Genomic DNA, 24,527 nt, shown 5'->3' on the forward strand with positions numbered 1-24,527 from the left:
TGCGCGGCGAGGATGCGATCAGCCGATCATTATCGCCGAAGCCATGTCGCGGATTGCAGCGCGATGCCGACCGAGTCAGTGGGCGCGCCGGCGAATCGATTCCGTATAGGCGAGCAGCGGCTCGGCAGGCGCGCCCAGCGGTACCAGCGCCTCGCATGCGCGCGCGAACAGCGCGTCGGCGCGGCGGCGTGCCTCGCCGAGTCCGAGCAGCGAGGGGTAGGTCGACTTGCCACTCGCGTGATCCTTGCCGGCGGTCTTGCCAAGGGTTGCCGAGTTGCCTTCGATGTCGAGCACGTCGTCCTGGATCTGAAACGCAAGGCCCACGCTCTTGCCGTAGCAATCCAGCGCCTCGATCGCTGCCGGCGACGCGTCGTCGGCAGCGATGCCGGCCATCTGCAGGCAGGCGCGGATCAGCGCGCCGGTCTTGTGGATGTGCAAGGCTTCCAGTTCGGCGAGCGTGAGTTGACGATGCTCGCTGGCGAGGTCGACCGCCTGACCGCCGACCATGCCGCGCGAGCCCGCCGCGGTCGCCAGCACGCCGATCATGCGCAGCCGTTGCTCGGCGGACAGTCCCGCGGCTGCGTCCTCGGCGAGCGTCTGGAACGCCAGGGCCTGCAGCGCATCGCCGACCAGGATCGCCGTGGCTTCGTCGTAGGCGACGTGCGTCGTCGGCCGGCCGCGGCGCAGGGCGTCGTCGTCCATGGCCGGCAGATCGTCGTGTACCAGTGAGTAGGCATGGATCATTTCGACCGCGCAGGCGGCCGCATCGAGCCGCCGCGGATCGGTGCCGAGCGCGTGCCCACCGAGGTAGACCAGCAGCGGCCGCAGGCGCTTGCCGCCCTCGCTGGCGTAGCGCATCGCTTGATGCAGGCGCGCGGGGTAGTGCTCGGCCGGCGGCAGGTGACGGTCCAGCGCCATCGCCAGCCGGTTGCGCCGATCGGCGATCAAGGCCTCGATCTCGGGGCTCACGGGGCTCCGTCGCTCGGCGGCTCGGCCTGCAGGAGCGTGCGGACCTGGAGTTCGGCGTTGTCGAGTGCGCTGCGGCATTCGCGCGTCAGCTCGATGCCGCGCTGAAACAAGCGCAACGACGTTTCGAGCCGTAATTCGCCGCGCTCCAGGCTCTGAACGATGCCTTCGAGCTCCTTCATCGCTTCCTCGAAGCGGCCGACGGGGTCGCCGTCTGGCAGGCGCGCGGGGTCGGATTCATGGGACATGGCTGCGACGGCCTGTGATGAGTCGTTAAACTTGTGGGATATCCGTGATGAAAAATGTGCCCCCAGCGCGGCTGGCAGCGAGTTTAGCCCAGCGTCGCTCACGGTGTCTGCGCAGGCAGCAGAGGCGCTTAAGGCGCCGGAGGGTTCGGCGTCCTCACCTTACGCTGCGGCAGGTCGTCACGGAAGGTCACCCAGCCCGCGAACGCCGCGTAGCTCGGGCCCCGCGGTCAGTTGCCGGTCCGACGCGCATGGGCTAGTGTCCGCGCGCTTTTTTCATCCCGATCATGGCCAATTCCAACTACAGCGCAGAAGCGATCGAGGTGCTGCAAGGGCTGGAGCCCGTGCGCAAGCGTCCCGGTATGTACACCGATACCGCACGCCCCAATCACCTCGCACAGGAAGTCATCGACAACGCCGTCGACGAGGCACTCGCCGGCTACTGCAAGAACATTGCCGTCACGCTGCACGCCGACGGCTCGCTGGAGGTCGCGGACGACGGCCGTGGCATGCCGGTCGACGTCCACCCGGTGCACAAGGTCACCGGCGTCGAGCTGATCCTGACCAAGCTGCATTCGGGCGCCAAGTTCTCGAACAAGCAGTACCAGTTCTCCGGCGGTTTGCACGGCGTCGGCGTCTCGGTGGTCAATGCGCTCTCGACCCGGCTCGAGGTGCGCGTCTTTCGCGACGGCACCGAGTACCGGATCGCCTTTGCCGGCGGTGAGGTGGCGGAGGGGCTCACCCCTGTCGGCACGGTACCGAAGAACCGTCGAGGGACTGCGGTGAGGTTCTGGCCGGACGCGAAATACTTCGACTCGCCCAAGTTTTCGGTGTCGCGGCTCAAGCAGGTGCTGCGGGCCAAGGCGGTGCTGTGTCCAAACCTCAAGGTCACGTTGACGGAGGCCGCGAGCGGTGAGGTCAGCGTCTGGCAGTACGAAAACGGCTTGCGCGACTACTTGCGCGACGCGCTCGGCGGCGCCGAGACCTTGCCGGCGGAGCCCTTCGTCGGCAACTTCAAGGGCACGCGCGAAGAAGTGGAGTGGGCCCTGGTCTGGCTCAACTCGCAAGGCCCGCGCGGCGAGCCGGTGGCCGAGAGTTATGTCAACCTGATTCCGACGCCACAGGGGGGTACCCACGTCAACGGTCTGCGCACCGGTCTGACCGAGGCGATCCGCGAGTTCTGTGAGTTCCGCAACCTGTTGCCGCGTGGCCTCAAACTCGCACCCGAGGACGTCTGGCAGGATTGTGCCTACGTGCTGTCGGTGAAGATGCAGGAACCGCAATTCGCCGGCCAGACCAAGGAACGCCTGTCGTCGCGCGAATCGGCGACTTTCGTCTCCGGCGTCGTCCATGACGCCTTCAGCCTGTGGCTGAATCAGCACCCGGAGGCCGGAGAGCAGATCGCGCAGCTCGTCATCGCCAGCGCGAACGCGCGGCTCAAGCTGGCCAAGCAGGTCGTGCGCAAGAAGGTCACGACGGGCCCGGCGCTGCCGGGCAAGCTCGCCGACTGCGTGCAGAGCGATGTCTCTCGCACCGAACTGTTCCTGGTCGAGGGGGATTCCGCTGGCGGCAGCGCCAAACAGGCGCGCGATCGCGAGTTCCAGGCCGTCATGCCGCTGCGCGGCAAGATTCTCAACACCTGGGAAGTGGATCCCAGCGAGGTCTTGGCGTCCGATGAAATCCACAACATCAGCGTCGCCATCGGCGTCGATCCGGGCAGCGCGGATCTCTCCGGTCTGCGCTACGGCAAGATCTGCGTGCTCGCCGACGCCGACTCTGACGGTCTGCACATCGCCACCTTGTTGTGCGCGCTGTTTCTGAAACACTACCGGCCCCTGGTCGAGCGGGGGCACCTCTATGTCGCGATGCCGCCGCTGTTTCGCATCGATGCCGGCAAGCAGGTGTTCTACGCGCTCGACGAGTCGGAAAAGCAGGGCGTGCTCGATCGGCTCGCCGCCGAAGGCAACAAGGCCAAGGTCAGCGTCACCCGCTTCAAGGGGCTTGGCGAAATGAATCCCCTGCAACTGCGCGAAACGACGATGGCGCCGGACACGCGCCGCCTCGTGCAACTGTCCTTGGACGACCAGCCCGCCGAATCGGTCATGGACCTGCTGCTGGCCAAGAAACGGGCGGCGGATCGCAAAGACTGGCTCGAACGCGAAGGCAATCGCGCCGAGGTGTAAGACATGGGGCGAGCCGATAGACTGGGTGTTAGTCCGTCCTGAAGGTGAATGCGATGTCAGCCGTGCGAGCCAGTGGGAGCCTGCGATCAACATCGCCAACGGCAAGTTGCGGCTCGACTTGGCGCGCTTTAGCGCACAAGTCGAGCGCGACGGCTTTCACTGGCTTGGTATTGAATCTGCGCACGTACTGGCGGTCGCAAAGCTGCCGCGCTTCGATGATCACCAGGATCCCTTCGACCGCATGCTCGTTGCACAGAGTCTGGCGGAACCTCCGATTCTGCTGACTGCGCACCGGCAACTCGATCGCTACGGACCGATGGTCCGCGTCGTAACTCGAGTCGTCTGAAGCCATCTCATCCCAGGCCGCTTGGCGGCTTTGTTCCGGCTTGAACAGCAAAGCTCACTCATCAAGCATGCAATCCATCGACACCGAAAAACTGCCGCTGCGCGTCTTCGCTGAGAAGGCCTATCTCGACTATTCGATGTACGTCGTGCTCGACCGCGCGTTGCCGAACATCGCCGACGGTTTGAAGCCGGTGCAGCGGCGCATCGTCTACGCGATGAGCGAGCTCGGCCTGTCGGCGGGTGCCAAGCACAAGAAGTCCGCACGCACCGTCGGCGACGTGATCGGCAAGTTCCATCCGCACGGCGACTCGGCCTGCTATGAGGCCATGGTCGCGATGGCGCAGCCGTTCAACTACCGCTACCCGCTGATCGACGGGCAGGGGAACTGGGGCTCGCCGGACGATCCAAAATCCTTTGCCGCGATGCGCTATACCGAGTCGCGGCTGACACTATACGCGGCCACGCTGCTGTCCGAGCTCGAACAGGGCACGGTCGATTGGGTGCCGAACTTCGACGGCACGCTGCAGGAGCCCAAGCTACTGCCGGCGCGGCTGCCGAACATCCTCGTCAACGGCACGACCGGGATCGCGGTCGGCATGGCCACCGACATTCCGCCACACAACATCCGCGAGCTGGTGGCCGCCTGCCTGCATCTGCTCAAGCATCCGAACGCACACATCGAGAAGCTCTGCGAGTTCGTGCCGGCGCCGGATTTTCCGACCGCCTGCGAGATCGTCTCCGAGCCGCACGACCTGCTCAAGATCTATCAGACCGGTACGGGCCAGGTTCGCGCGCGGGCACGCTGGGAGCGCGAGGACGACGGTGACATCGTCATCACCCATCTGCCGTTCCAGGTGTCGCCGGCGCGAGTGCTCGAACAGATCGCCGAGCAGATGCGCGCGAAGAAGCTGCCGCTGGTCGAGGATTTGCGCGATGAGTCCGATCATGAGAACCCGACGCGGTTGGTCATCGTGCCGCGTTCGAATCGCGTCGATGCCGAGCAGTTGATGGCGCACCTGTTCGCGACCACTGATCTCGAAAAGAGCTACCGGGTCAATCTCAACATGATCGGCCTCGATGGCCGGCCGCGGGTCAAGAACCTCAAGGAGATTCTGGGCGAGTGGTTGGAGTACCGGTTCGCGACGGTCACGCGCCGTCTCAACCATCGTCTCGGCAAGGTCAACGAGCGCCTGCACTTGCTCGAAGGCCTGCTGATCGCCTATCTGAACATCGACGAGGTGATCCGCATCATCCGCTACGAGGATGACCCCAGGGCGAGCCTGATCCGTACCTTTGCGCTCACCGAGGTGCAGGCCGACTACATCCTCGACCTCAAGCTGCGTCACCTGCAGAAAATTGAGGAGATGAAGATCAAGGGCGAGCAGGAGGAGCTGGCGGCCGAGCGGGCACGGCTTGAAGAACTGCTCGGCGACGACCACAAGCTGCGCCAGCTGATCGGTGAAGAGCTCAAGGAGGACGCCAAGAAATACGGTGATGCACGCCGTTGCCCGATCAACGCCAAGCCGCCGGCGCAGGCGCTCGAAGTCAACGAGATCGTGCCGGCTGAGCCGGTGACCGTGGTGCTGTCCAAGGCCGGCTGGATCCGTGCCGGCAAGGGACACGAACTCGATCCGCTGGCACTCAGCTACAAGGCCGGTGACGAATACCTCTGCCATGTGCGTGGCAAGACCCATCAGTTGCTGGTGCTGATCGACCACAAGGGGCGCTGCTACACGCTCAATCCGCGCGAGCTGCCGAGCGCGCGCTCGCAGGGCGAGCCGGTGACCAAATGGCTGGAACTGCAGGACGGCGGACGCATCGTCGGCTTGATGATGGGCGATGCACACGAGCGCTACGTGCTCGGCAGCGACGAGGGTTATGGTTTCCTCGCGCGCCTCGGTGATCTAGAAGCCAACAAGCGCGCCGGCAAGGCCGTGGTCAACGCCGGCGACGGCAGCGTGCTACCACCGCTGCGCGCGGCCGATCCGGCCACCGACCGCCTGGCGCTGGCGACCGCCGAAGGGCGTCTGCTGATCTTCCCCCTGAGCGAGTTGCCCGAGCTGGCCAAGGGCAAGGGTAACAAGCTGATCGCCCTCAAGGGCGAAGACCGCATACTCGGTGCCGCCGTGCTGTCGCCGACGGCGAGCCTGGAGCTGGTCTGCGGCAAGCGCACGCTGACGCTCAAGCCCGCGGACTTGCAACACTACGTCGGTTCGCGAGCGACCCGCGGCAGCCACCTGCCGCGGGGCTTCCAGCGCGTGGACGGCATGAACGCGGTGGAGGCCGCAAAACCCCAGTCATGAGGCGGTCGCGAACGTCGCGCTTGAATTCATGGTCATAGCCCGCAATTAGCCGGACATCGGTCCCGGGAATGCCGGCTATGAGCGTCTGTCCCAACCTTCGTGGAGTCGTTCTCGCGTCATGAAACGCATCGCATTGTTTTTGCTCACCAACATCGCGGTACTCGTGGTGCTCTCGGTGGTCGCCAGCGTGCTTGGCGTCGACCGCTTCCTGACCCAAGAAGGTCTCAGCCTGCAGGCCCTGCTGATCTTCAGTGCGATCTTCGGCATGGGCGGGTCGTTCATCTCGCTGGCGATGTCCAAGTGGATGGCCAAGCGCGCTACCGGCGCCCAGGTCATCACCCAGCCGCGGAACTCGGCCGAGATGTGGCTGTTACAGACGGTGGAGCGCCAGGCGCGCGCCGCCGGGATCGGTATGCCCGAGGTCGCGATCTACGACGCGCCGGAGCCGAATGCTTTCGCCACCGGCATGAACAAGGACAACGCACTGGTCGCCGTGTCCACCGGCCTGCTGCGCAGCATGAGCCAGGACGAAGTGGAGGCCGTGCTCGGTCACGAAGTGGCACACGTGGCCAATGGCGACATGGTCACCTTGGCCTTGATCCAGGGCGTGCTCAATACCTTCGTGATGTTCCTGTCGCGGGTCGCCGGCTACATCATCGACCGTGCGGTGTTCCGCACCGAGCGTGGCATCGGGCCGGGCTACTACATCACCGTGATCGTGCTGCAGATCGTGTTCGGTATCCTTGCGTCGATGATCGTCGCCTGGTTCTCGCGTCAGCGCGAGTTCCGCGCCGACGCCGGCGGCGCGCATCTGGCCGGCCGACGCAAGATGATCGCCGCGCTGGAACGGCTCAAGGCGGCGCACGGCCAGTCGACCCTGCCCGAGAACATGACCGCCTTCGGGATCACGGGCGGCAGGTTCGCGCAGCTGTTCTCCAGCCATCCGCCCCTCGATGCGCGCATCGCCGCGCTGCAGCAGTCGCATTCGGTGCGCTGACGCTTCGTGTGTCTGCTGGCGCTCGGGCCGGCCAGGCATGGGCCGGCCCGGAGTGCGCCGCGAAGGGCTTGATTTGCGCTCGACATTCGACGGACGCCGTCGTGCGCCGCGGGCCCATTCGGACCATTCGGCCAAGCGGTATGGGCTGGATTCGCTGGCTTCGATCCGCTATGATTCGCGCCCCTTGGGGCGGAACTCGATACCGATGGGCCGCGTCGGCTGACGCTTGGGTCGGGACCGCCTCCAGATACAAGGCTTGAGAAAGGCCCCTCCGCGGGCCTTTTTTGTTGGCGAAGCGTGACAGGAGGCGGCCAGTCAGGCGCATGGCGGTACTCACGAAGCGATTGCAGCAGATGCTCGAACCGGTCGTCGAAGCGCTCGGTTACGAGCTGGTGTTGCTCGAATTCAGCCCGAGCACCAAGAGTGCGTTGCTGCGGCTGTACATCGACGCGCCGGGGGGCATCAGCATCGACGACTGCGAGCGCGTGAGTCGTGAAGTGGCCGCACAGCTGGACGTCGAGGACCCGATCAGCGGCGGCTACCGGCTCGAAGTGTCTTCCCCCGGACTGGATCGCCCGCTGGTCAAGCCGATGCATTTTCAGCGTTTCGTCGGTGAGCAGGTACGGGTGCAATTGCTGGTACCGCGTGATGGCCGCCGTCGCTACATCGGCTGGTTGCGTCACGCCGGTTGCGATGGCGTGCGGCTGCAGACCAAGGACGGGCTCGTCGAGCTCGCCTACGCGGACATCGAGCGCGCGCGGTTGGTGCCCGAATACGATCGAGAGTAGGTGATCACATGAACAAGAACATCCTGTTGATGGTGGACGTGGTCTCCAATGAGAAGGGCGTCGACAAGGAATTGATCTTCGAGGCACTGGAAGCGGCGCTGGCGTCCGCTGGCAAGGAGCAGTACGGCGACGAAGCCGATCTGCGCGTGTCGATCGACCGTGAGACCGGCGATTACGAGACGTTTCGGCGTTGGACCGTGCTCGAAGACGATTCCGAAGAGTTCGAGTATCCGGAGCGTCAGATCAAGCTGTCGTATGCGCGCAAAGAGAAACCGGATGCGCAGCCCGGGGACGTGATCGAGCGTAAGGTCGATTCGGTGGATTTCGGCCGCATCGGCGCGCAGAAGGCCAAACAGGTGATCGTGCAAAAGGTGCGCGAGGCTGAGCGTGCGCAGGTGGTCGAGGCCTTCCGCGATCGCGTCGGGGAGTTGATCACCGGTCAGGTCAAGCGTCTGGAGCGTGGCAATGTCATCGTCGATCTGGGTGGCAATGCAGAAGCGATCATCCTGCGCGACCAACTGATCCCGCGCGAGTCCGTGCGCCCCGGTGATCGCATCCGCGGTTATCTTTACGAGGTCAGTCCGCAGGCGCGTGGCCCGCAGTTGTTCCTGTCGCGCACCTCGCCGCAGTTTCTGATGGAGCTGTTCAAGCTCGAAGTGCCGGAGATCGCACAAGGTCTGATCGAGCTCAAGGGCGCGGCCCGCGATCCGGGCTTGCGCGCAAAGATCGCGGTGCAGGCCAAGGACAAGCGTATCGACCCCGTCGGCGCCTGTGTGGGCATGCGCGGTTCGCGCGTGCAGAGCGTATCCAATGAGCTCGCCGGAGAGCGTGTCGACATCGTGCCGTGGGACGAGAACATCGCCCAGTTCGTCATCAATGCGATGGCGCCTGCCGAGGTCGAGACCATCATCGTCGACGAGGAGTCTCATTCGATGACGATCGGCGTGGCCGAGGAAAAGCTGGCACAGGCGATCGGGCGCGGCGGCCAGAACGTCCGGCTCGCGTCCGAGTTGACCGGCTGGGTGCTCAACGTGATGAGCACCGCCGACGCCGAGGCCAAGAAAGAGGAAGAAAATCAATCCGTTTTGCAGAGCTTCATGGAGGCGCTGGACGTCGACGAGGAAGTCGCGACCGTGCTCGTGCAAGAAGGCTTCACCACGCTCGAAGAGATCGCCTACGTACCCACCCAGGAGCTCCTGAAAATCGAGGAGTTCGACGAGGAGATCGTCGAGGAGCTGCGCAACCGTGCCCGTGACGTTCTGCTGACCAAGGCCATCGCCAAGGCCGAACAGCGCGCGCATGCGCAACCGTCGGAGGATCTGCTCGCGGTCGAGGGAATGGATGAGGATACGGCGTACCAGCTTGCCGAGTCCGGCGTGAGTGATTGCACGGCACTTGCCGACCTGGCCACGGACGAGCTCGTCGAGCTACTGCCGGAGCTGGGCGAGGCTCGCGCCTCGGCACTGATCATGGCAGCACGCGCAAAGGCCTACGCCTGAACTCGGCGCGGCAGAGCACACGCTCGGGAAGAAACGTTATGTCTACGGTAACCGTACAGGACTTTGCCAAGGAACTTGGTCGGCCGGTCGAAGAACTGCTCACGCAGTTCAAAGAGGCCGGCGTGGCGGTGACCAAGCCCGATGCAGCGGTGACGGCCGACGACAAGGTCGCACTGCTCAGTTATCTGCAAACCAAGACCCGCGGGGTCGCCAGTGGCGAGCCGCGCAAGATCACGCTCAAGCGGCGCGAAACGACCGAGTTGCGCCTCGGCGGCGGGCGCGGCACCCCGGCCAAGACGGTCAGCATCGAGGTGCGAAAAAAGCGCACCTACGTCAAACGCGACGAGCCGGAGATCCTGCAGCCGCCCGAGACGCCCGCCGAGCCGGATGAGGCTGCGGCGCGAGCCGCAGCCGAGCGCGAGGCCCAAGCGCGCGCGGCGGCCGAGGCCGAGGCGCGGCGGCAGCAGGAAGAGGCCGAGCGGCGGCAGCGGGAGGAGGAAGCTCAGCGCCAGCGTCTGGAGGCCGAGGCTGCGGCGCGTCGAGCCGAGCAGGAACATGCCCGCCTGTTGCAGGAGGACCCGCTCTATCGCGCCAAATGGGAAGCCGAGCAGGCGCGGATACGAGCAGCGGAAAACGTACGACGAGCCGCCGAAGCCGCGCGCAATCTGCCCGCTGCCCCGAGTGCGCTCGCGATGCCTCCGCCGTCGGCGCCGGGTCCATCGAAGCGCGCGGGTGGACGCGAGCGTGCCGCCCCGCACGGGCGCTCGGAGCTGCACCTTGCCGAGGGCAAGAGCGGTCGTCGTGAACGTAAGGCGAAGAAGCCTTCGGGGCGCGTGCGCGTCGAGAATGTGCACGTCTTCGAGAAACCGGTTGCGCCCATCGTTCGTGAGGTCGAGGTGCCGGAGGCCATCACGGTCGGTGAGCTGGCCAACCGTATGGCCGTCAAGGCGACCGAGCTCATCAAGGTGATGATGAAGAACGGCGTCATGGCAACGATCAACCAGACGCTGGATCAGGATACCGCGGCGTTGATGGTCGAGGAGTTCGGTCACAAGGCGCGCATGGTCAAGGCCAGCGACGTCGAGGAGAAGCTCGAACAAGCGGTGTCCGGTGAACCGGTCGACGTCGCGACCGAGCCGAGGCCGCCCGTGGTCACCATCATGGGGCACGTCGATCACGGCAAGACCTCGCTGCTCGATTTCATCCGCAAGACCAAGGTCGCGGCGGGGGAGGCCGGGGGGATCACTCAACACATCGGTGCCTACCATGTCCGTACGGACAAAGGCATCATCACCTTCCTCGACACCCCCGGCCACGCCGCGTTCACGCGTATGCGGGCGCGCGGTGCCCAGGTCACCGACATCGTCGTGCTGGTCGTGGCCGCGGATGACGGGGTGATGCCGCAGACGCGCGAGGCCATCCAGCACGCCAAGGCAGCCGGCGCGCCCATCGTCGTGGCGATCACCAAGATCGACAAGCCGGAGGCCGACCTCGACCGGGTCAAGGCCGATCTGGCCAAAGAGGAGGTGATCCCCGAGGATTGGGGTGGCGATGTCCAATGCGTCGGCGTCTCGGCGTTCACCGGGCAGGGCGTCGATGCGCTGCTCGACGCCATCCTGGTCCAGGCCGAAATGCTCGAACTCAAGGCGCCGATCGAGTCGCTGGCGCGCGGCACCATCCTCGAATCGTCCATCGAAAAGGGCCGCGGGCCGGTGGCCACCGTGCTCGTGCGCGCGGGTACGCTCAAGCAGGGCGATGTCGTTCTGTCGGGTCCGCACTTCGGCCGCGTGCGCGCGATGTTCGATGAAAACGGAAAGCCGGTGAAGCAGGCCGGTCCGTCGATCCCGGTGCAGATCCTGGGTTTGTCCGGTGCCCCCGATGCCGGCGACGACGTCGTCGTGGTCGCGGACGAACGCAGCGCGCGTGAACTCGCGCAGTTGCGTGAGCAGAAGCTGCGTGAACAGAAGCTGGCGCAGACGAGTGCCCTGCGCATGGATCAGGTCTTCGCCAAGATGGGTGAGGGTGAGGTCAAGCAGCTCAACCTCATGATCAAGGCCGACGTACAAGGATCGGCGGAAGCGATCGCCGATGCGCTGCGCAAACTGCCCAGCGACGAGGTCAAGATCAATGTGCTGTCGACCGGCATCGGGGGTATCAGCGAGTCGGATGTCGATTTGGCGCTCGCGTCCAAGGCGACGATCATCGGTTTCTCGGTGCGCGCCGATGCAGGCGCGCGCAAGCGCATCCAGGAAACCGGCGTCGACGTGCGTTACTACTCGATCATCTATGACATCCTCGACGATGTCCGCGACGCCGTCTCCGGTTTGCTCGGCACCGAGACGCGCGAACAGATCGTCGGCATTGCCCAGGTGCGCGAGGTATTCCGTAGCTCCAAGCTGGGTGCGATCGCCGGCTGCTTGGTCATCGAGGGTTCGGTGCAAAGGAACTTGCCGATTCGCGTGTTGCGCAACCAGACCGTGATCTACGAGGGTGTGCTCGAATCGTTGCGTCGCTTCAAGGACGATGTAAACAAGGTTGAAGCGGGCACGGAGTGCGGTATCGGCGTCAAGGATTACAACGACGTCAAGGTGGGTGACCAAATCGAGTGCTTCCAGCGCATCGAGGTCCGCCGCACGGTGGCTGCGGCCGCCTGATTCACGCTCAAGCGCGAGATGTGACGATGGCTGCGCGCGAGTTTCCGCGAACGCTGCGCCTCAACACCCAATTGCGTGAGGAGCTCGCGATCCTGATCCGAGATTCGCTCTCGGATCCACGCGTGACCGGGGTCACGATCACCTCGGTCGACGTCGCGCCCGATCTGCGTAGCGCCCGCGTGCGGGCCAGTGTCTTGGGCGACGATGCGCGCCTCGCCGTTGCCGTCGCCGGCCTCAACCGAGCGGCGGGCAGGTTGCGCAGCGCGCTGTCGAAGCGCTTACACCTGCGCCGTGTGCCTGAGTTGCGCTTCGAGGCCGATGGTGCGCTGCGTCAGGCCGAGCGTGTCAGCGCGCTGATTCGCAAGGTCACGCGCCGCGACGCCGACGAGGCCGCGGGCGACGACTGAAATCGCGCGGCAGGCACGACGACCATGGGCAGGCCCCGGCGAGTGAACCGCCACGTCGATGGCATTCTGCTGTTCGACAAGCCGCTCGGCGTGAGCTCCAACGACGCGCTGCAGCAGGTCCGGCGTCTCTACCAGGCCGACAAGGCCGGCCATACGGGCAGCCTCGATCCGCTGGCGACGGGTGCGCTGCCGATCTGCCTCGGCGAGGCGACCAAGCTCTGCGGCGTGTTGCTCGATGCGGACAAGCACTATGTCGCGGAGGCGCAGCTTGGGGTGCGCACCAGCACCGGCGACGCCGAGGGTGACGTCATCGAAACCGCTGCCGTGCCGTCTCTCGAATCGTTGACCCGCGCCGCCGCCGGAATGCTCGGCGAGATCGAGCAGGTGCCACCGATGTATTCGGCGCTCAAGCACGATGGACAGCGTTTGTACGCGCTCGCCCGTCAGGGGATCGAGATCGAGCGGCCGGCGCGCCGGGTCAGGATCCACGCGCTGCAGATCGAGCCTGCGTCGGCGCCGGACCGCTTCCGTGCGCAGGTACGCTGCTCCAAAGGCACCTATGTGCGCACGCTGATCGAGGATCTCGCGCGCATGGCGGGGAGCTGTGCCCATCTGACCGCGCTGCGGCGCACCGCGGTCGCGCCGTTCGAAGGCCGTGCGCTGGTGACGCTGTCGCAGCTCGAGGCAGCAGCCGTGCAGGGCGTCGAGGCGCTCGACCGGCTGTTGCTGGCGCCGGCGGCAGCGCTGGCGCATTGGCCGCGTGTCGCGGTGAACGATGTCCAGGCGCAGCGGCTGGCGCGCGGCCAGACACTCGCGCTCGGCGCGGCGGTCGAACCAGGCCGCGTGGCCGTGATCGACCGCACGGGGACACTACTGGGACTGGCCGAAGTGACCGTCGCGGGCTGCCTGCAGCCGCGGCGCTGGCTACGGATCGAACGCTCAGACCGCTTGTGATGGGTCTGTGGAAAAAGCTAGAATACCGGGCTTTCGAATTGACCTAACATCTTTGAGATTCTGGAGTTTGCAGCAATGACCGTGACCGCTGAACGCAAGACGGACCTCGTCAAGAAGTTCGCCCGCAGCGCCAATGACACCGGCTCGCCGGAGGTGCAAGTGGCCCTGCTCACCGAGCGCATCAAGGCGCTGGGCCCGCATTTCGAGCAGCACAAGAAGGACAATCACTCGCGTCGCGGTCTGCTCAAGATGGTCAACCAGCGTCGTCAGATGCTGGACTATCTCAAGCGCAAGGACGAGTCCCGTTACACCAAGCTGATCACCGAACTGGGCCTGCGCCGCTGATTCGCCTGCCGTCGTTGCTTGCAACTCCGCTCGAAACCCCCGCTGTGAGGCTGTGGCTTTCACCGGGGGTTTTTGCGTTTCTGGCACCCCGGCGGTTTTCGGCGCTGCGATGCGCCTGCGGCGCACTCCCTTTTGGCTCGAGTCAACATCCGGCAGTGCTTCGTGAGCGCGCGATGCGCGCACCGGCCTGTCGCCAACCGTGAGAACAACACCCATGGCCGTTCCCGCCACACCCGTTACGCCCATCCGCAAGACGTTCCGCTACGGCAACCGTGACGTCACTCTCGAAACCGGCGCGATCGCCCGGCAGGCCACCGCGGCCGTCGTCGTGAACATCGACGAGACCGTCGTGCTGGTCACCGTGGTGGCCAAGAAAGAAGCCAAGCCCGATCAGGATTTCTTCCCGCTGACGGTCGACTACCTTGAAAAGTTCTACGCCGGCGGCCGCATTCCTGGGGGATTCTTCAAGCGCGAAGGCCGTCCGACCGAGAAAGAGACCTTGACCAGTCGCTTGATCGATCGGCCGATCCGTCCGTTGTTTCCGGATGGTTTCTACAATGAGATCCAGATCATCGCGCAGGTGATGTCGCTCAATCCGGAGGTCGACGGCGACATTCCGGCGATGATCGGGGCCTCGGCGGCGCTGGCATTGTCCGGCGTGCCGTTCATGGGGCCGATCGGCGCTGCCAAGGTCGGCTACAAGAACGGCAACTACATTCTCAACCCCTCGAAGAGCGAATTGCTCGACTCGGAGCTCGAGCTCGTGGTCGCCGGCACCAAGGACGCGGTGCTGATGGTCGAGTCCGAAGCCAAGATGCTGCCCGAGCCGGTGATGCTCGGTGCCGTGCTGTTCGGCCACGAACAGATGCAGGCGGCGATCCAGGCGATCAACGAGTTAGCGGCCGAGGCCGGAAAGCCGAAATGGTCGTGGACGCCGCCGGACCGCAGCGCAGTCAAGGCCTTCGTCGCCCAGTTCGAGACCGCGATCACCGAGGCCTACGGCCATACCGACAAGCAGACGCGCTACGCCAAGCTCGATGAGATCGCCAAGCAGGCCAAGACCGCGCGACCCGCGGACGCACCGTTTACCGAAAACCAGATCAAGGCGGAGCTCGAGGAGCTCAAGGCCAAGATCGTGCGCAACCGCATCCTCGACGGTGCGCCGCGCATCGACGGTCGTGACCGTGAAACGGTTCGTCCGCTCGCGATCAGTACGGGCGTGATGCCACGCGCGCACGGCTCGGCGCTGTTCACCCGCGGCGAGACGCAGGCCATCGCGATCACGACGCTGGGCACCGGCAAGGATTACCAGATCATCGATGCGATCGACGGCGAGACCCACGATCATTTCCTGTTCCATTACAACTTCCCGCCGTACTGCGTCGGCGAGACCGGTCGCGTCAACATGCCCAAGCGTCGCGAGGTAGGGCACGGCCGCCTCGCCAAGCGGGGTGTCGCTGCGGTGATGCCCGATCTGGAAAAGGAGTTCCCTTACGTGGTGCGCGTGGTCTCGGAGATCACCGAATCCAACGGTTCGTCGTCGATGGCCTCGGTCTGCGGTGCCTGTCTGTCGCTGATGGATGCCGGCGTGCCGATCAAGGCGCCGGTGGCCGGTGTGGCGATGGGCTTGATCCTCGAGGGTGAGCGCTGGGCGGTGCTCACCGACATCCTCGGCGATGAGGATCATCTCGGGGACATGGACTTCAAGGTCGCCGGGACCGAAAGCGGCGTCACCGCACTACAGATGGACATCAAGGTCGCCGGTATCAGCGCCGAGATCATGGCGCAGGCGCTGACCCAGGCGAAGGCCGCGCGCTTGCACATTCTCAAGCAAATGAACGAGGTGTTGGCGGCACCGCGCAGCAATCTCTCGGTGTACGCGCCGCGAATCACGACGATCAAGATCCATCCGGACAAGATCCGCGAAGTGATCGGCAAGGGCGGGGCGACGATCCAGGCGATCACGCGCGAAACCGGTACGACGATCGACATCAGCGACGACGGCACGGTGAAGATCGCTGCGGTTGACGGCAAGGCAGCGGAGGCGGCTATCCAGCGCATCCAGGCGCTGACGCGTGAGGTCGAGGTCGGCGCGATCTACGAAGGCAAGGTGGCCAAGATCATGGATTTCGGCGCGTTCGTGACGATTGCGCCGGGCAAGGACGGCCTGGTGCACATCTCGCAGCTTGCCGACAAGCGCGTCGAGCGGGTCGAGGACGTGGTCAGGGAAGGTCAGGAGGTCCGCGTCAAGGTGCTCGAGGTGAGTCGCGACGGCAAGATCCGCCTGTCGATGAAAGCGGTCGACGTGGCCGTGACCTGAATCATGGTTGAACGGGGCCGGGTTCTGCGGCAGAATCCGGCCCCACATTCGGACATACGCTCTTCTGGTGTCCGCACCGAGCACCGGAGTAGCCTTTCTGGGGAGATCGGGGCTGCCCGCAGCGACCGGCAAAAAAGAAGCCCCCTGGGGAAACAGGGGGCAAGGTGCGAGAAAGGCGCAAGGCCTTTCTGGAGGAGACTCATCTGACCCGGCACGGCCACCCGGCCTGCCGGGTTTTTCGTTACCGCTTCATGTTGCGGTGCAGTATAAGGACGACTGACACCGAAGTCAATAGCCAGGCGGTTTTAATAACGTGATATTAATCATAGACTTACCATGTTCAGGCGGAACATTTGTGACGCATCCGTCACTTGTGGCTCGTTTTGCCGATGGTCGGGAGCGGGCCGGACGCGGGCGCCCAAGCCGCCCAATGCAAGCGCGTGTGGCGGGCGCTGCGCGGTCCGAGTGGGGTCAGCGGTCTTCGGGGGCGCCATGGTCGATGCCGGCGCGACGCTTGATCGACTTGGCGCGCGAGGACAGATTGCGCAGGAACTCGGCGCGTACCGAACGCCAGATCGGCATCTGGCGTTCGGCGAGATCGACTAGATGCTGAATCGGCTGGGGTGCTTGGCCGAGCAGCCCGCGCAATTGTTCGGTGAACTGCTGCTGCTGTTCCTGGAACAGTTGCGCCGACAGTTCGAGATAGCGGCCGATGCTGTTCTGCATGGGATCGCCGTAGTAGCGGATGATGGACTGCAGCAGTTCCGTGGTGAAGATCGGATTGCCGCCTTCCTCCTGCTCGGCAATGACCTGCAGCAGGATGCTGCGGGTGATGTCTTCGCCGGTGCGCTTGTCCTCGACGCGGAAATCGACGCGTTCCAGGACCAGCTTGCGGATCTCTTCCAGCGTGATGTAGCGGCTGATGTGGGTGTCGTACAGACGCCGGTTCGGATACTTCTTGATGATGCGGGGTTCGCTCATGTCAACGGAGCTCAAGGATCGATGCCGCAGCGCTTTTGCTGCATAGCATCATGCCAGACTCAAAGGGCGTGCTCCACTTTGATGCAGGCTGTCGACGGCACGCGAGCCGCGTCCCAGTTCGCGCGCGCCCAGGTGAGCACGTCGTCCACCGCGCCCCGACGCAACTCCTGCGGCGGCGCCTGGCCCAGCCAGCGCAGGCACAGCCACAGATTGTGGGCGGCCGCGGCCGTGTCCACCGCGGGGGCATGCGTCTGCTTGGACAGTTTGCGGCCGTCGGCGGTGACCAGCACCGGTAGGTGACGGTACCGAGGTGCGGTCTGGGCGAGGGCGCTACAAACCTCGAGTTGCATGAAGGTCGAGGCCAGCAGATCGGCGCCGCGCACCACCTCGGTGATGTCCTGTGCCTGTTCGTCGACGACGCAGGCGAGCTGGTAGGCGGGGATGCCGTCGCGTCGGCGCACGACGAAATCGCCGATCTCGGAGGGCATGCGGCAGCCCTGCGATCCTTGCCAGCCATCTTCGAAGCGCCGTTCCCCGGCCGCGACCTTGAGTCGCCACGCGCCGGTCTCGAAATCCAGGCGACGCCCGCGGCAACGCCCGTCGTAGACCGGCCCGTCGCGCCCGGCTCGTGCCCGCTCGCGCAATTGCGCGCGGCTGCAATCGCAGGCATACAACTTACCGTCGTCGCGCAACGCCCGCAGTGCGACGGCGTAGACATCGAGCTGCGCCGACTGGTAGCGCGGGGCTTCGTCCCACAGCAGTCCGTGAGCTTCGAGCTGGCGCAGGATCTGCGCGCTCGCGGAAGGATCGCAGCGCTCGCGGTCGAGATCGTCGATGCGCAACAGCCAGCTGCCATTGGCTGCGCGTGCACACAGCCAGCTCGCTAGTGCGGTCAGCAGGGATCCGAGATGCAGCGGTCCGCTCGGCGTCGGTGCGAAGCGCCCGCGATAGCGGGGTTTCGGATTGCCTGCGGCGCCGGTGTGTGTCGGGGATTCGATCATCGGCTCGCCCGCGTGCCCCGATTCACAGACCCAAGACACGTGCATGCTACATTAACTTCATCACTCAAGCCGCTGAACCCGCATCGAATGGACCCTGAAGATCCCGAGCCTGCACGACACGGTTCCGACGCATGAGCCTGCGCGCCGTCCTGTTCGACGTCGACGGCACGCTCGCCGACACCGAGGCCCTGGGCCATCGTCCGGCGTACAACCGGGCGTTCCGTAAGCTTGGCCTGCCGCTGCGCTGGGGGCCCAAACTCTACCGACGTCTGCTGCGTTTGCCGGGTGGGCGCGAGCGGCTCAAGTACTACGTACAGCGCTACCACCCGGATCTGGGTGCCGAGCAGGCCGAGGCCGAGGCCGACATCGATGCCTGGGTCGCCAAGGTGCATGAGCTTAAATCCAAGTACTTCCGCCGGCGCATGCGCCAGGGCAAGGTGCCGCTGCGTCCGGGCATCGCGCGGGTGATGCGCGAGGCGCGACGCGAGGGTCTGCGCCTGGCCATCGTCACCAACGCCAGCCTCAAGACGCTCAAGCCCGTGCTCAAGTACTGCATGGGGCCAGAGCTCGCCGCCGAGATCGACGTGATCGCGTCCGGAGAGGAAGTGGCGCACAAGAAGCCGGCGCCGGATCTGTATTGGCTCGCGATGCAACGGCTCGGCGTGGATGCACGGGACTGCATCGCGCTCGAGGACTCCGAAATGGGTCTGGCGGCGGCAACCGCGGCCGGCGTCACCGCGGTCGTGACCGTGAATCGCGACACCATCGGGCAGGACTTCGATGCGGCCGCGCTGGTGATGTCGAGTCTCGGCGAACCCGGTGCGCCGGCGCGGGTGCTGCGCGGCACGCTGCCGGGCGTGCCGTGGGTGACGGTCGACGCGCTGCGCTGGATCCTCGATCACGCGAATCCACCGCAGGCTCAGGCCGCGTAAAGGCGTTTGCCGACGGGCTGCCGATATACTGCGCCCGGTTCGACGCGGCGGGGAGCGCATGCGACGCTGGAACGGCTGGGGAGAAGAGGGCGACGAGTACGCGCTGAGCGATGATGCGCGCGCCTTCCTCGCCGCGCGCATCGGACCGGGTCGGGCACCGCATGACGCCAGCTTGCAGCAAGTCGTCGAGCGCGTCGGGGCGAGCCGCCTGCCGTCGTCGGGGCACGGCTTCGAAACCGACGCCAAAATCCGCGTGCTGCATGCGCGCGGACAGAGTTTTCCGGACTGGATCGCGCTGCGCTGTGGCCGCATAGGGCCCTGTGCCGACGGCGTCGCCCTGCCGTCGAGTCACGACGAGGCGGCGCAGGCCTTGGCCAGCGCGCGCAAGCTCGGGGCGATCGTCGTGCCCTATGGCGGTGGCACCAGCGTCGTCGGCCATTTGAACGTCCCGGCGAGCGACCGCCCGGTGGTCAACATCTCGCTGGCGCGCATGAACCGTCTGATGGTGGTCGACGACAAGGCCTGGCTCGGGACCTTCGGCGCCGGTACGCCGGGGCCGCAGGTGGAGGCGCAGCTTCGCGCGCACGGCTTCATGCTCGGCCATTTTCCGCAGTCGTATCCGTACTCGACGCTCGGCGGCTGGGTGGTCACGCGCTCGTCCGGCCAGCAGTCGCTGCGCTACGGCCGTATCGAGCAGATGTTCGCGTCGGGACGATTGGCCACGCCGCGTGGTCAGTGGAGCGTCGGCGGGGTACCGGCTTCGTCGGCCGGGCCCGATCTGCGTGAAGTCGTGCTCGGTTCGGAAGGGCGCCTGGGTCTGCTCACCGAGGTGAGCGTGCGTCTGCGCCGCCTGCCGGAGGAGGAGAGTTTCCACGGCGTGTTTTTCCCGAACTGGGCTTCGGCGATCGATGCGGTGCGCGCGATGGTGCAGGCCGATCTGCCGCTGTCGATGCTGCGCCTGTCCAACGAAGTCGAAACCGAAACGCAGTTGCGCCTCGCCGGTCATCCACAGTTGATCCTGTGGTTGCAGCGCTACCTGGGCATGCGCGGCATCGACGAAGGCAAGTGCATGCTGATGCTCGGCGTCACCGGCACGCTGGCCGAATGCCGGCGCACGCGGCGCGACGCCCTGGCGATCGCCAAGCGCCATCGCGGCGTGCATGTGGGCAAGGGCATGGGCAAGGCCTGGGTACGCAATCGTTTCCGTGGGCCCTTGCTGCGCAATGCACTGTGGGCACTGGGCTACGGCGCCGACACCGTCGAGACCTGCGTCAACTGGCCCAAGGCGACCGCGCTCATGCGCGCGATCGAACAGGCGGCGCACGATGCGCTGGCCGGCGACGACGAACGCATCCACGCTTTCACGCACCTGTCGCACGTGTACCGGCAGGGTTGCAGCATCTACTCGACCTTCGTGTTCCGTTCGGCCGGCGATGCCGATGCCGATCTCGAACGCTGGCGCAAGCTCAAGACGCGGGTGTCCGAGGTGATCGTCGCGCACGGCGGCACGATCAGTCATCAACACGGTGTCGGTGTCGATCACGCAGCGTATCTGCCGGCGGAGAAGGGCGCGCTGGGCATGGACCTGCTGCGTGCCGTCGCCCGCGAGGTCGATCCCGACGGCATGATGAATCCGGGCAAGCTGTTTACATGAGCGAGCGTGCGGATGACCGCGCGAATTGAGCTGTCGGCGCTCGACCCGGGTTACGATCTGATCGTCGTCGGCGGCGGCATCACCGGCGCCGGCGTGTTCCGCGAGGCCGCGCGCAGCGGTGCGCGCGTGCTGCTGGTCGAGGCGCGCGATTACGCATCGGGCACGTCTTCGCGGTCGTCGAAGCTGGTGCACGGCGGTTTGCGCTATCTCAAGAACGGACAGTGGCGGCTGACGCTGGAGTCGGTCCGCGAGCGAGAGCGGCTGCTCGACGAAGCGCCGGGTCTGGTCGAGCCGCAGACCTTCCTGATGCCGATCTATGCTGGACGCAAGCCGGGTCGCTGGCTGATGCAGTTCGGCCTGCGCGTCTACGACTGGATGGCCGGTGCGCGCCGCTCGCGCTGGCTCGACGCGCCGGCAGCACGCGCCGCCGAAGCCAATCTCGCCGATGATGGACTGCTCGGTGCGATGGTCTACGAGGATGCACGCACCGACGATGCGCGCCTGGTACTGCGTCTGATCTTCGATGCCTGCGCCGACGGCGGTACCGCGCTGAACTATGTCGCGGCGACCCTGCGCAGCGAGAACGGACGGGTGTGCGGCGTGCGCCTGCGCGATGCGGTCAGCGGCTGCGAGCGGGACATCGAGGCCGGTATGGTCGTCAACGCGACCGGTGCCTGGGCCGCGGCGCTGCCGGGGGCGCCGGCCGCTGCGCCCAAACTCAGGCCGCTGCGCGGCAGTCACTTGCTGTTCTCGCCGCGGCGCTTCGCGCTGCGCCACGCCGTGTCCTGGCTACACCCCCAGGACCAGCGGCCGGTGTTCGCCTATCCCTGGGAAGGCGCGGTGATCTGTGGCACGACCGATCTGGACCATCGCGAGGCGCTGGACACGCCACGCATGACGCCGGCGGAACGCGACTATCTGCTGGCCGGCCTCGCCGCGCAGTTTCCGAGCCTGAAGCTGGGTGCCGGTGACGTCATCAGCACCTACGCCGGCGTGCGCCCGGTGGTCGACGGCGGCAAGGACGATCCTTCGGCCGAATCGCGCGAGTCGGCGCTCTGGCGCGCACCCGGACTCATCGGCATCACCGGCGGCAAGCTGACGACGTTTCGCGTGACCGCGCACGAGGTCTTGCGCGCCGCCGCGACCGAGCGGCCGCGGCTCGCGCCGGAATCGGCGCGGCCGCTCTTCGCATCGGCCACGCCAGTGGCCAGCCAGCGACGGCTCTACGGGCGTTTGGGCGCCGCCGCGGCCGGCGCGCTGCTGCAACAAGTCCCCGGCGAGGATCTGCGGACCATCGGCGAGACGCCCTGGACCTGGGCCGAGCTGCGCTGGGCGGCGCGCCACGAGCAGGTCGTGCATCTGGACGACCTGCTGCTGCGACGCACGCGTCTGGGCCTAGTGATCGAAGAAGGTGCGCGTGCGCTGCTGCCGCAGGTGCTCGCCATCTGCCGTGAAGAGCTGGGCTGGGACGCGCAGCGCTGCGCAAGCGAGGAGCAGCGCTATCTCGCGTGCTGGCGCGCGCAGCATGCGCCGTTGGCGGCGTGATGCCAAAGCATCTGCTCGCGCTGGACGTTGGCACACAGAGCGCCCGCGCGCTGGTGTTCGATGCGCGGGGCGAGCTGCTCGGCAAGGCGCAGCAGGCCTTCGAGCCGGTCTACGTCTCGCCGCAGCCGGGCTGGGCCGAGCAGGATCCGGAGCGCTACTGGGCGGCGATGTGTGCCTGCAGCCGCCAGCTCTGGTGCGACGGCCTGCGGCCGGACGACATCGCCGCATTGGCCCTGACCACGCAGCGCGCGACGATGATCTGCGTCGACGCCGCCGGACGGGTGTTGCGGCCGGCGATCGTCTGGCTCGATCAGCGCCGCTGTACCGTGCCGCCGCGGCTGTCGGCGTTCTGGCGCGCAGCGTTCCGCGTCGCCGGCGCCACGTCGCTGATCGCGCACTTGCAGCGCGAGGCCGACGCCAACTGGCTGGCGCAGCACGAACCGGCGCTGTGGCGCCAGACGAGTAAGTTTTTGTTCCTGTCCGGCTGGCTGACCCAGCGGCTGGTCGGCGCGTACGTGGATTCGGCCGGCTGCCAGGTTGGCTTCGTGCCCTTCGATTACAAGCGTCTCGACTGGGCCGGTCCGCGCGATTTCAAATGGCAGGCAATCGCACTGCGCCGCGATCAGTTGCCGGATCTGGTGGCGCCCGGCGCGCCACTGGGCGCGCTGACGCCGGCGGCCGCCGAAGCCCTGGGTGTGCCGCCGGGCTTGCCGCTGATCGCCGCTGCCGCTGACAAGGCCTGCGAGGTGCTCGGCAGCGGCGCGACCACGCCCGATACTGCCCAGCTCAGCTTCGGCACGACGGCGACGATCAACACCACGCAGCCGCGCTATATCGAAGTGCAACGCATGCTGCCGGCGTACCCGGCGGCGATACCGGGTGCCTGGAACACCGAGATCCAGATCTATCGCGGGTTCTGGATGGTGTCCTGGTTCAAGCGCGAGTTCGCGCATCGCGAACAGGCACTTGCGGCCGAGCGTGGCGTTGCCGTCGAAGCGCTGTTCGACGAGTTGGTCGCCAGCGTGCCCGCGGGCTCGATGGGTTTGATGCTGCAGCCGTACTGGTCGCCGGGCGTGCGCGATCCGGGACCGGAGGCCAAGGGCGGTATCATCGGCTTTGGTGACGTGCACACCCGCGCGCACTTCTACCGCGCGATCCTCGAAGGCCTGGTCTATGGTCTGCGCGCCGGACGCGACGAGATCGAGCGTCGCACCGGCGTGCTGATACGGCGGCTGCTGGTTTCGGGCGGTGGTTCGCAGTCGGACCAGGCGATGCAGATCACCGCCGACATCTTCGGCCTGCCGGCCGAGCGGCCGCCGATCTACGAGACGTCGGCGCTGGGCGCGGCGATCAACGCCGCGGTCGGGCTCGGCTGGTATCGCCATCACCGGGACGCGGTGGCGGCGATGACCCGCAAGGGCAAGGTATTCGAGCCTCAGCCGCAGGTCGCAGCGCTCTACGACGCCCTTTACCGCGAGGTCTATCGACGCATGTACGCGCGCCTGCAGCCGCTGTATGCGCGCATCCGCCGTATCACCGGCTATCCGCCGCCGTAGGCCCGGGAACTGGCGCCACCGCCGACGATGCGCCACCACGCACCGCTGATCACATAGCGCGGAAAGTTCACGAACTGCTCGGCAACGAGGCGTTGCACGAAGACCCAGACCCCGGCCCAGGGTTCGGGGGGGACGGCCTCGCGATCATGCCCGAGGCCCTGCAGGAACACCGACACGACCATCAGCAGCACGCCGTCGAAGGCGGCGACCAAGCCTTGGAACAGCAGCGCGGCGAGAGAATCGAGGGCGCCCCACCAGAACAGCGGCACGGCGAGGATGTGCAGGATGAGGTTGCCTCGGTCCTGATGGCGCTCGGCATAGCCGGCCCACTGGGCTTCGAGCAGGGTGGTAAAGGTGGTCAAGGCGTGCTCCCGGCTCCTGTTGGATCGACGTGCCAGGCCGGTGGTGGCAGGCTGCCGTTCCAGCCGGGCTGGCGGTGTTCGACCGACACGTGGGTGTAGATGCCGCCGCGGACGTTGAACACCGCGGTCAGGCGCATGAAGCGCGGCTTTGTCGCGGCGACCAGGTCGTCGAGGATCTCGTTGGTCACTGCCTCGTGAAACTTACCTTCGTCTCGGAAGCTCCAGATGTAGAGCTTGAGCGACTTGAGCTCGACGCACAGCCGATCCGCGACGTATTCGAGGTACAGCGTGCCGAAATCCGGCTGGCCGGTCTTGGGGCACAGGCAGGTGAACTCCGGGATGCGCATGCGGATCGCGAAATCGCGCTGTGGTGCCGGATTCGGAAAGGTTTCGAGGGATTTGCTCGGCTGGGTCGACATCACCGACGGCAGGCCAGTGGACGGGCTGGCCGCTTAATTTACACTACGCGCCCCGCGCACTTCCGTGCCGT

21 protein-coding genes are annotated in these 24,527 nt (G+C 66.1%); 15 read left to right on the forward strand and 6 right to left on the reverse strand.

Translation table 11 applies throughout. The features are described 5' to 3' along the window. Positions 1–75 precede the first annotated feature (75 nt). A complete protein-coding gene (locus ABSH63_RS06265; protein WP_352888382.1) occupies positions 76–969 on the reverse strand; it encodes a polyprenyl synthetase family protein in 894 nt (297 codons plus the stop codon). Then, positions 966–1,214 (reverse strand): exodeoxyribonuclease VII small subunit, encoded by a 249-nt coding sequence (locus ABSH63_RS06270; protein WP_352888384.1) that lies wholly within the window; start codon positions 1,212–1,214, stop codon positions 966–968. The genes ABSH63_RS06265 and ABSH63_RS06270 overlap by 4 nt, the downstream gene beginning before the upstream one ends. Positions 1,215–1,498: 284 nt before the next feature. Here ABSH63_RS06270 and parE point away from each other — a divergent pair, with 284 nt between their 5' ends. From parE to pnp, 11 genes are all read left to right on the forward strand, one after another. Continuing rightward, the gene (gene parE, locus ABSH63_RS06275) at positions 1,499–3,394 is read left to right on the forward strand and encodes a DNA topoisomerase IV subunit B (protein WP_352888386.1); all 1,896 of its coding nucleotides are present in this window, start codon (positions 1,499–1,501) and stop codon (positions 3,392–3,394) included. A gap of 25 nt (positions 3,395–3,419) precedes the next feature. Further along, positions 3,420–3,740, forward strand: coding sequence for a type II toxin-antitoxin system VapC family toxin (locus ABSH63_RS06280; protein WP_352888388.1), 321 nt, complete (start codon positions 3,420–3,422; stop codon positions 3,738–3,740). A gap of 67 nt (positions 3,741–3,807) precedes the next feature. After that, complete coding sequence (gene parC, locus ABSH63_RS06285) at positions 3,808–6,042, forward strand: DNA topoisomerase IV subunit A (protein ID WP_352888389.1); 2,235 nt, start codon at positions 3,808–3,810, stop codon at positions 6,040–6,042. Between the two features lie 118 nt (positions 6,043–6,160). Beyond that, complete coding sequence (gene htpX / locus ABSH63_RS06290; protein WP_352888391.1) at positions 6,161–7,039, forward strand: protease HtpX; 879 nt, start codon at positions 6,161–6,163, stop codon at positions 7,037–7,039. A 323-nt stretch (positions 7,040–7,362) separates the two neighbouring features. Beyond that, on the forward strand, positions 7,363–7,827 hold the full coding sequence (gene rimP, locus ABSH63_RS06295) for a ribosome maturation factor RimP (protein WP_352888392.1): 465 nt from the start codon (positions 7,363–7,365) through the stop codon (positions 7,825–7,827). An 8-nt stretch (positions 7,828–7,835) separates the two neighbouring features. Continuing rightward, positions 7,836–9,326, forward strand: coding sequence for a transcription termination factor NusA (gene nusA / locus ABSH63_RS06300; protein WP_352888394.1), 1,491 nt, complete (start codon positions 7,836–7,838; stop codon positions 9,324–9,326). A 38-nt stretch (positions 9,327–9,364) separates the two neighbouring features. Continuing rightward, the gene (infB, locus tag ABSH63_RS06305; RefSeq protein ID WP_352888396.1) at positions 9,365–11,980 is read left to right on the forward strand and encodes a translation initiation factor IF-2; all 2,616 of its coding nucleotides are present in this window, start codon (positions 9,365–9,367) and stop codon (positions 11,978–11,980) included. A gap of 26 nt (positions 11,981–12,006) precedes the next feature. Continuing rightward, complete coding sequence (gene rbfA / locus ABSH63_RS06310; protein ID WP_352888398.1) at positions 12,007–12,387, forward strand: 30S ribosome-binding factor RbfA; 381 nt, start codon at positions 12,007–12,009, stop codon at positions 12,385–12,387. A 24-nt stretch (positions 12,388–12,411) separates the two neighbouring features. Then, positions 12,412–13,341 carry a tRNA pseudouridine(55) synthase TruB gene (gene truB / locus ABSH63_RS06315; protein WP_352888399.1) on the forward strand — a complete coding sequence of 310 codons (930 nt, stop codon included), beginning with the start codon at positions 12,412–12,414 and terminating at the stop codon, positions 13,339–13,341. Positions 13,342–13,416: 75 nt separating this feature from the next. After that, positions 13,417–13,686, forward strand: coding sequence for a 30S ribosomal protein S15 (gene rpsO / locus ABSH63_RS06320; RefSeq protein ID WP_352888400.1), 270 nt, complete (start codon positions 13,417–13,419; stop codon positions 13,684–13,686). Between the two features lie 214 nt (positions 13,687–13,900). Next, positions 13,901–16,006 (forward strand): polyribonucleotide nucleotidyltransferase, encoded by a 2,106-nt coding sequence (pnp, locus tag ABSH63_RS06325; RefSeq protein ID WP_352888401.1) that lies wholly within the window; start codon positions 13,901–13,903, stop codon positions 16,004–16,006. A gap of 471 nt (positions 16,007–16,477) precedes the next feature. On the opposite strand, the gene phaR is transcribed toward pnp, so the two are convergent. Both phaR and gluQRS read right to left on the reverse strand, forming a co-directional pair. Continuing rightward, positions 16,478–16,987 carry a polyhydroxyalkanoate synthesis repressor PhaR gene (phaR, locus tag ABSH63_RS06330; RefSeq protein WP_352888402.1) on the reverse strand — a complete coding sequence of 170 codons (510 nt, stop codon included), beginning with the start codon at positions 16,985–16,987 and terminating at the stop codon, positions 16,478–16,480. A gap of 59 nt (positions 16,988–17,046) precedes the next feature. Next, positions 17,047–17,988, reverse strand: coding sequence for a tRNA glutamyl-Q(34) synthetase GluQRS (gene gluQRS, locus ABSH63_RS06335; protein ID WP_352888403.1), 942 nt, complete (start codon positions 17,986–17,988; stop codon positions 17,047–17,049). Between the two features lie 131 nt (positions 17,989–18,119). On the opposite strand from gluQRS, the gene ABSH63_RS06340 reads away from it, so the two are divergent. Genes ABSH63_RS06340 through ABSH63_RS06355 form a run of 4 tightly spaced genes read left to right on the forward strand, consistent with a single transcriptional unit; the run spans position 18,120 to position 23,675 of the window. After that, positions 18,120–18,920: an HAD-IA family hydrolase gene (locus tag ABSH63_RS06340; RefSeq protein ID WP_352888405.1), complete on the forward strand. Its 801-nt coding sequence runs from the start codon at positions 18,120–18,122 to the stop codon at positions 18,918–18,920. A gap of 58 nt (positions 18,921–18,978) precedes the next feature. Then, on the forward strand, positions 18,979–20,574 hold the full coding sequence (locus tag ABSH63_RS06345) for an FAD-binding oxidoreductase (protein ID WP_352888407.1): 1,596 nt from the start codon (positions 18,979–18,981) through the stop codon (positions 20,572–20,574). A gap of 12 nt (positions 20,575–20,586) precedes the next feature. Next, positions 20,587–22,119: a glycerol-3-phosphate dehydrogenase/oxidase gene (locus tag ABSH63_RS06350; RefSeq protein WP_352888408.1), complete on the forward strand. Its 1,533-nt coding sequence runs from the start codon at positions 20,587–20,589 to the stop codon at positions 22,117–22,119. Next, positions 22,119–23,675: an FGGY-family carbohydrate kinase gene (locus ABSH63_RS06355; RefSeq protein ID WP_352888410.1), complete on the forward strand. Its 1,557-nt coding sequence runs from the start codon at positions 22,119–22,121 to the stop codon at positions 23,673–23,675. The genes ABSH63_RS06350 and ABSH63_RS06355 overlap by 1 nt, the downstream gene beginning before the upstream one ends. On the opposite strand, the gene ABSH63_RS06360 is transcribed toward ABSH63_RS06355, so the two are convergent. Then, positions 23,660–24,037, reverse strand: coding sequence for a terminase (locus ABSH63_RS06360; RefSeq protein WP_352888412.1), 378 nt, complete (start codon positions 24,035–24,037; stop codon positions 23,660–23,662). The two genes, ABSH63_RS06355 and ABSH63_RS06360, sit on opposite strands and share 16 nt — an antisense overlap. After that, positions 24,034–24,456, reverse strand: coding sequence for a preQ(1) synthase (gene queF, locus ABSH63_RS06365; protein WP_352888500.1), 423 nt, complete (start codon positions 24,454–24,456; stop codon positions 24,034–24,036). Before queF ends, ABSH63_RS06360 begins: the two co-directional genes overlap by 4 nt. Positions 24,457–24,527 lie beyond the last annotated feature (71 nt).

It is taken from the genome of Sinimarinibacterium thermocellulolyticum (genome assembly GCF_040327995.1).
GTDB lineage: Bacteria > Pseudomonadota > Gammaproteobacteria > Nevskiales > Nevskiaceae > Solimonas > Solimonas thermocellulolyticum.

Bases quoted from the DNA above. Each gene is read 5' to 3' on its own strand.
- ABSH63_RS06270 (WP_352888384.1), bottom strand. From the start codon at position 1,214: ATGTCCCATGAATCCGACCCCGCGCGCCTGCCAGACGGCGACCCCGTC.
- parE (WP_352888386.1), top strand. From the start codon at position 1,499: ATGGCCAATTCCAACTACAGCGCAGAAGCGATCGAGGTGCTGCAAGGG.
- parC (WP_352888389.1), top strand. From the start codon at position 3,808: ATGCAATCCATCGACACCGAAAAACTGCCGCTGCGCGTCTTCGCTGAG.
- htpX (WP_352888391.1), top strand. From the start codon at position 6,161: ATGAAACGCATCGCATTGTTTTTGCTCACCAACATCGCGGTACTCGTG.
- rimP (WP_352888392.1), top strand. From the start codon at position 7,363: ATGGCGGTACTCACGAAGCGATTGCAGCAGATGCTCGAACCGGTCGTC.
- nusA (WP_352888394.1), top strand. From the start codon at position 7,836: ATGAACAAGAACATCCTGTTGATGGTGGACGTGGTCTCCAATGAGAAG.
- infB (WP_352888396.1), top strand. From the start codon at position 9,365: ATGTCTACGGTAACCGTACAGGACTTTGCCAAGGAACTTGGTCGGCCG.
- rbfA (WP_352888398.1), top strand. From the start codon at position 12,007: ATGGCTGCGCGCGAGTTTCCGCGAACGCTGCGCCTCAACACCCAATTG.
- truB (WP_352888399.1), top strand. From the start codon at position 12,412: ATGGGCAGGCCCCGGCGAGTGAACCGCCACGTCGATGGCATTCTGCTG.
- rpsO (WP_352888400.1), top strand. From the start codon at position 13,417: ATGACCGTGACCGCTGAACGCAAGACGGACCTCGTCAAGAAGTTCGCC.
- pnp (WP_352888401.1), top strand. From the start codon at position 13,901: ATGGCCGTTCCCGCCACACCCGTTACGCCCATCCGCAAGACGTTCCGC.
- phaR (WP_352888402.1), bottom strand. From the start codon at position 16,987: ATGAGCGAACCCCGCATCATCAAGAAGTATCCGAACCGGCGTCTGTAC.
- gluQRS (WP_352888403.1), bottom strand. From the start codon at position 17,988: ATGATCGAATCCCCGACACACACCGGCGCCGCAGGCAATCCGAAACCC.
- ABSH63_RS06340 (WP_352888405.1), top strand. From the start codon at position 18,120: ATGAGCCTGCGCGCCGTCCTGTTCGACGTCGACGGCACGCTCGCCGAC.
- ABSH63_RS06345 (WP_352888407.1), top strand. From the start codon at position 18,979: ATGCGACGCTGGAACGGCTGGGGAGAAGAGGGCGACGAGTACGCGCTG.
- ABSH63_RS06350 (WP_352888408.1), top strand. From the start codon at position 20,587: ATGACCGCGCGAATTGAGCTGTCGGCGCTCGACCCGGGTTACGATCTG.
- ABSH63_RS06355 (WP_352888410.1), top strand. From the start codon at position 22,119: ATGCCAAAGCATCTGCTCGCGCTGGACGTTGGCACACAGAGCGCCCGC.
- queF (WP_352888500.1), bottom strand. From the start codon at position 24,456: ATGTCGACCCAGCCGAGCAAATCCCTCGAAACCTTTCCGAATCCGGCA.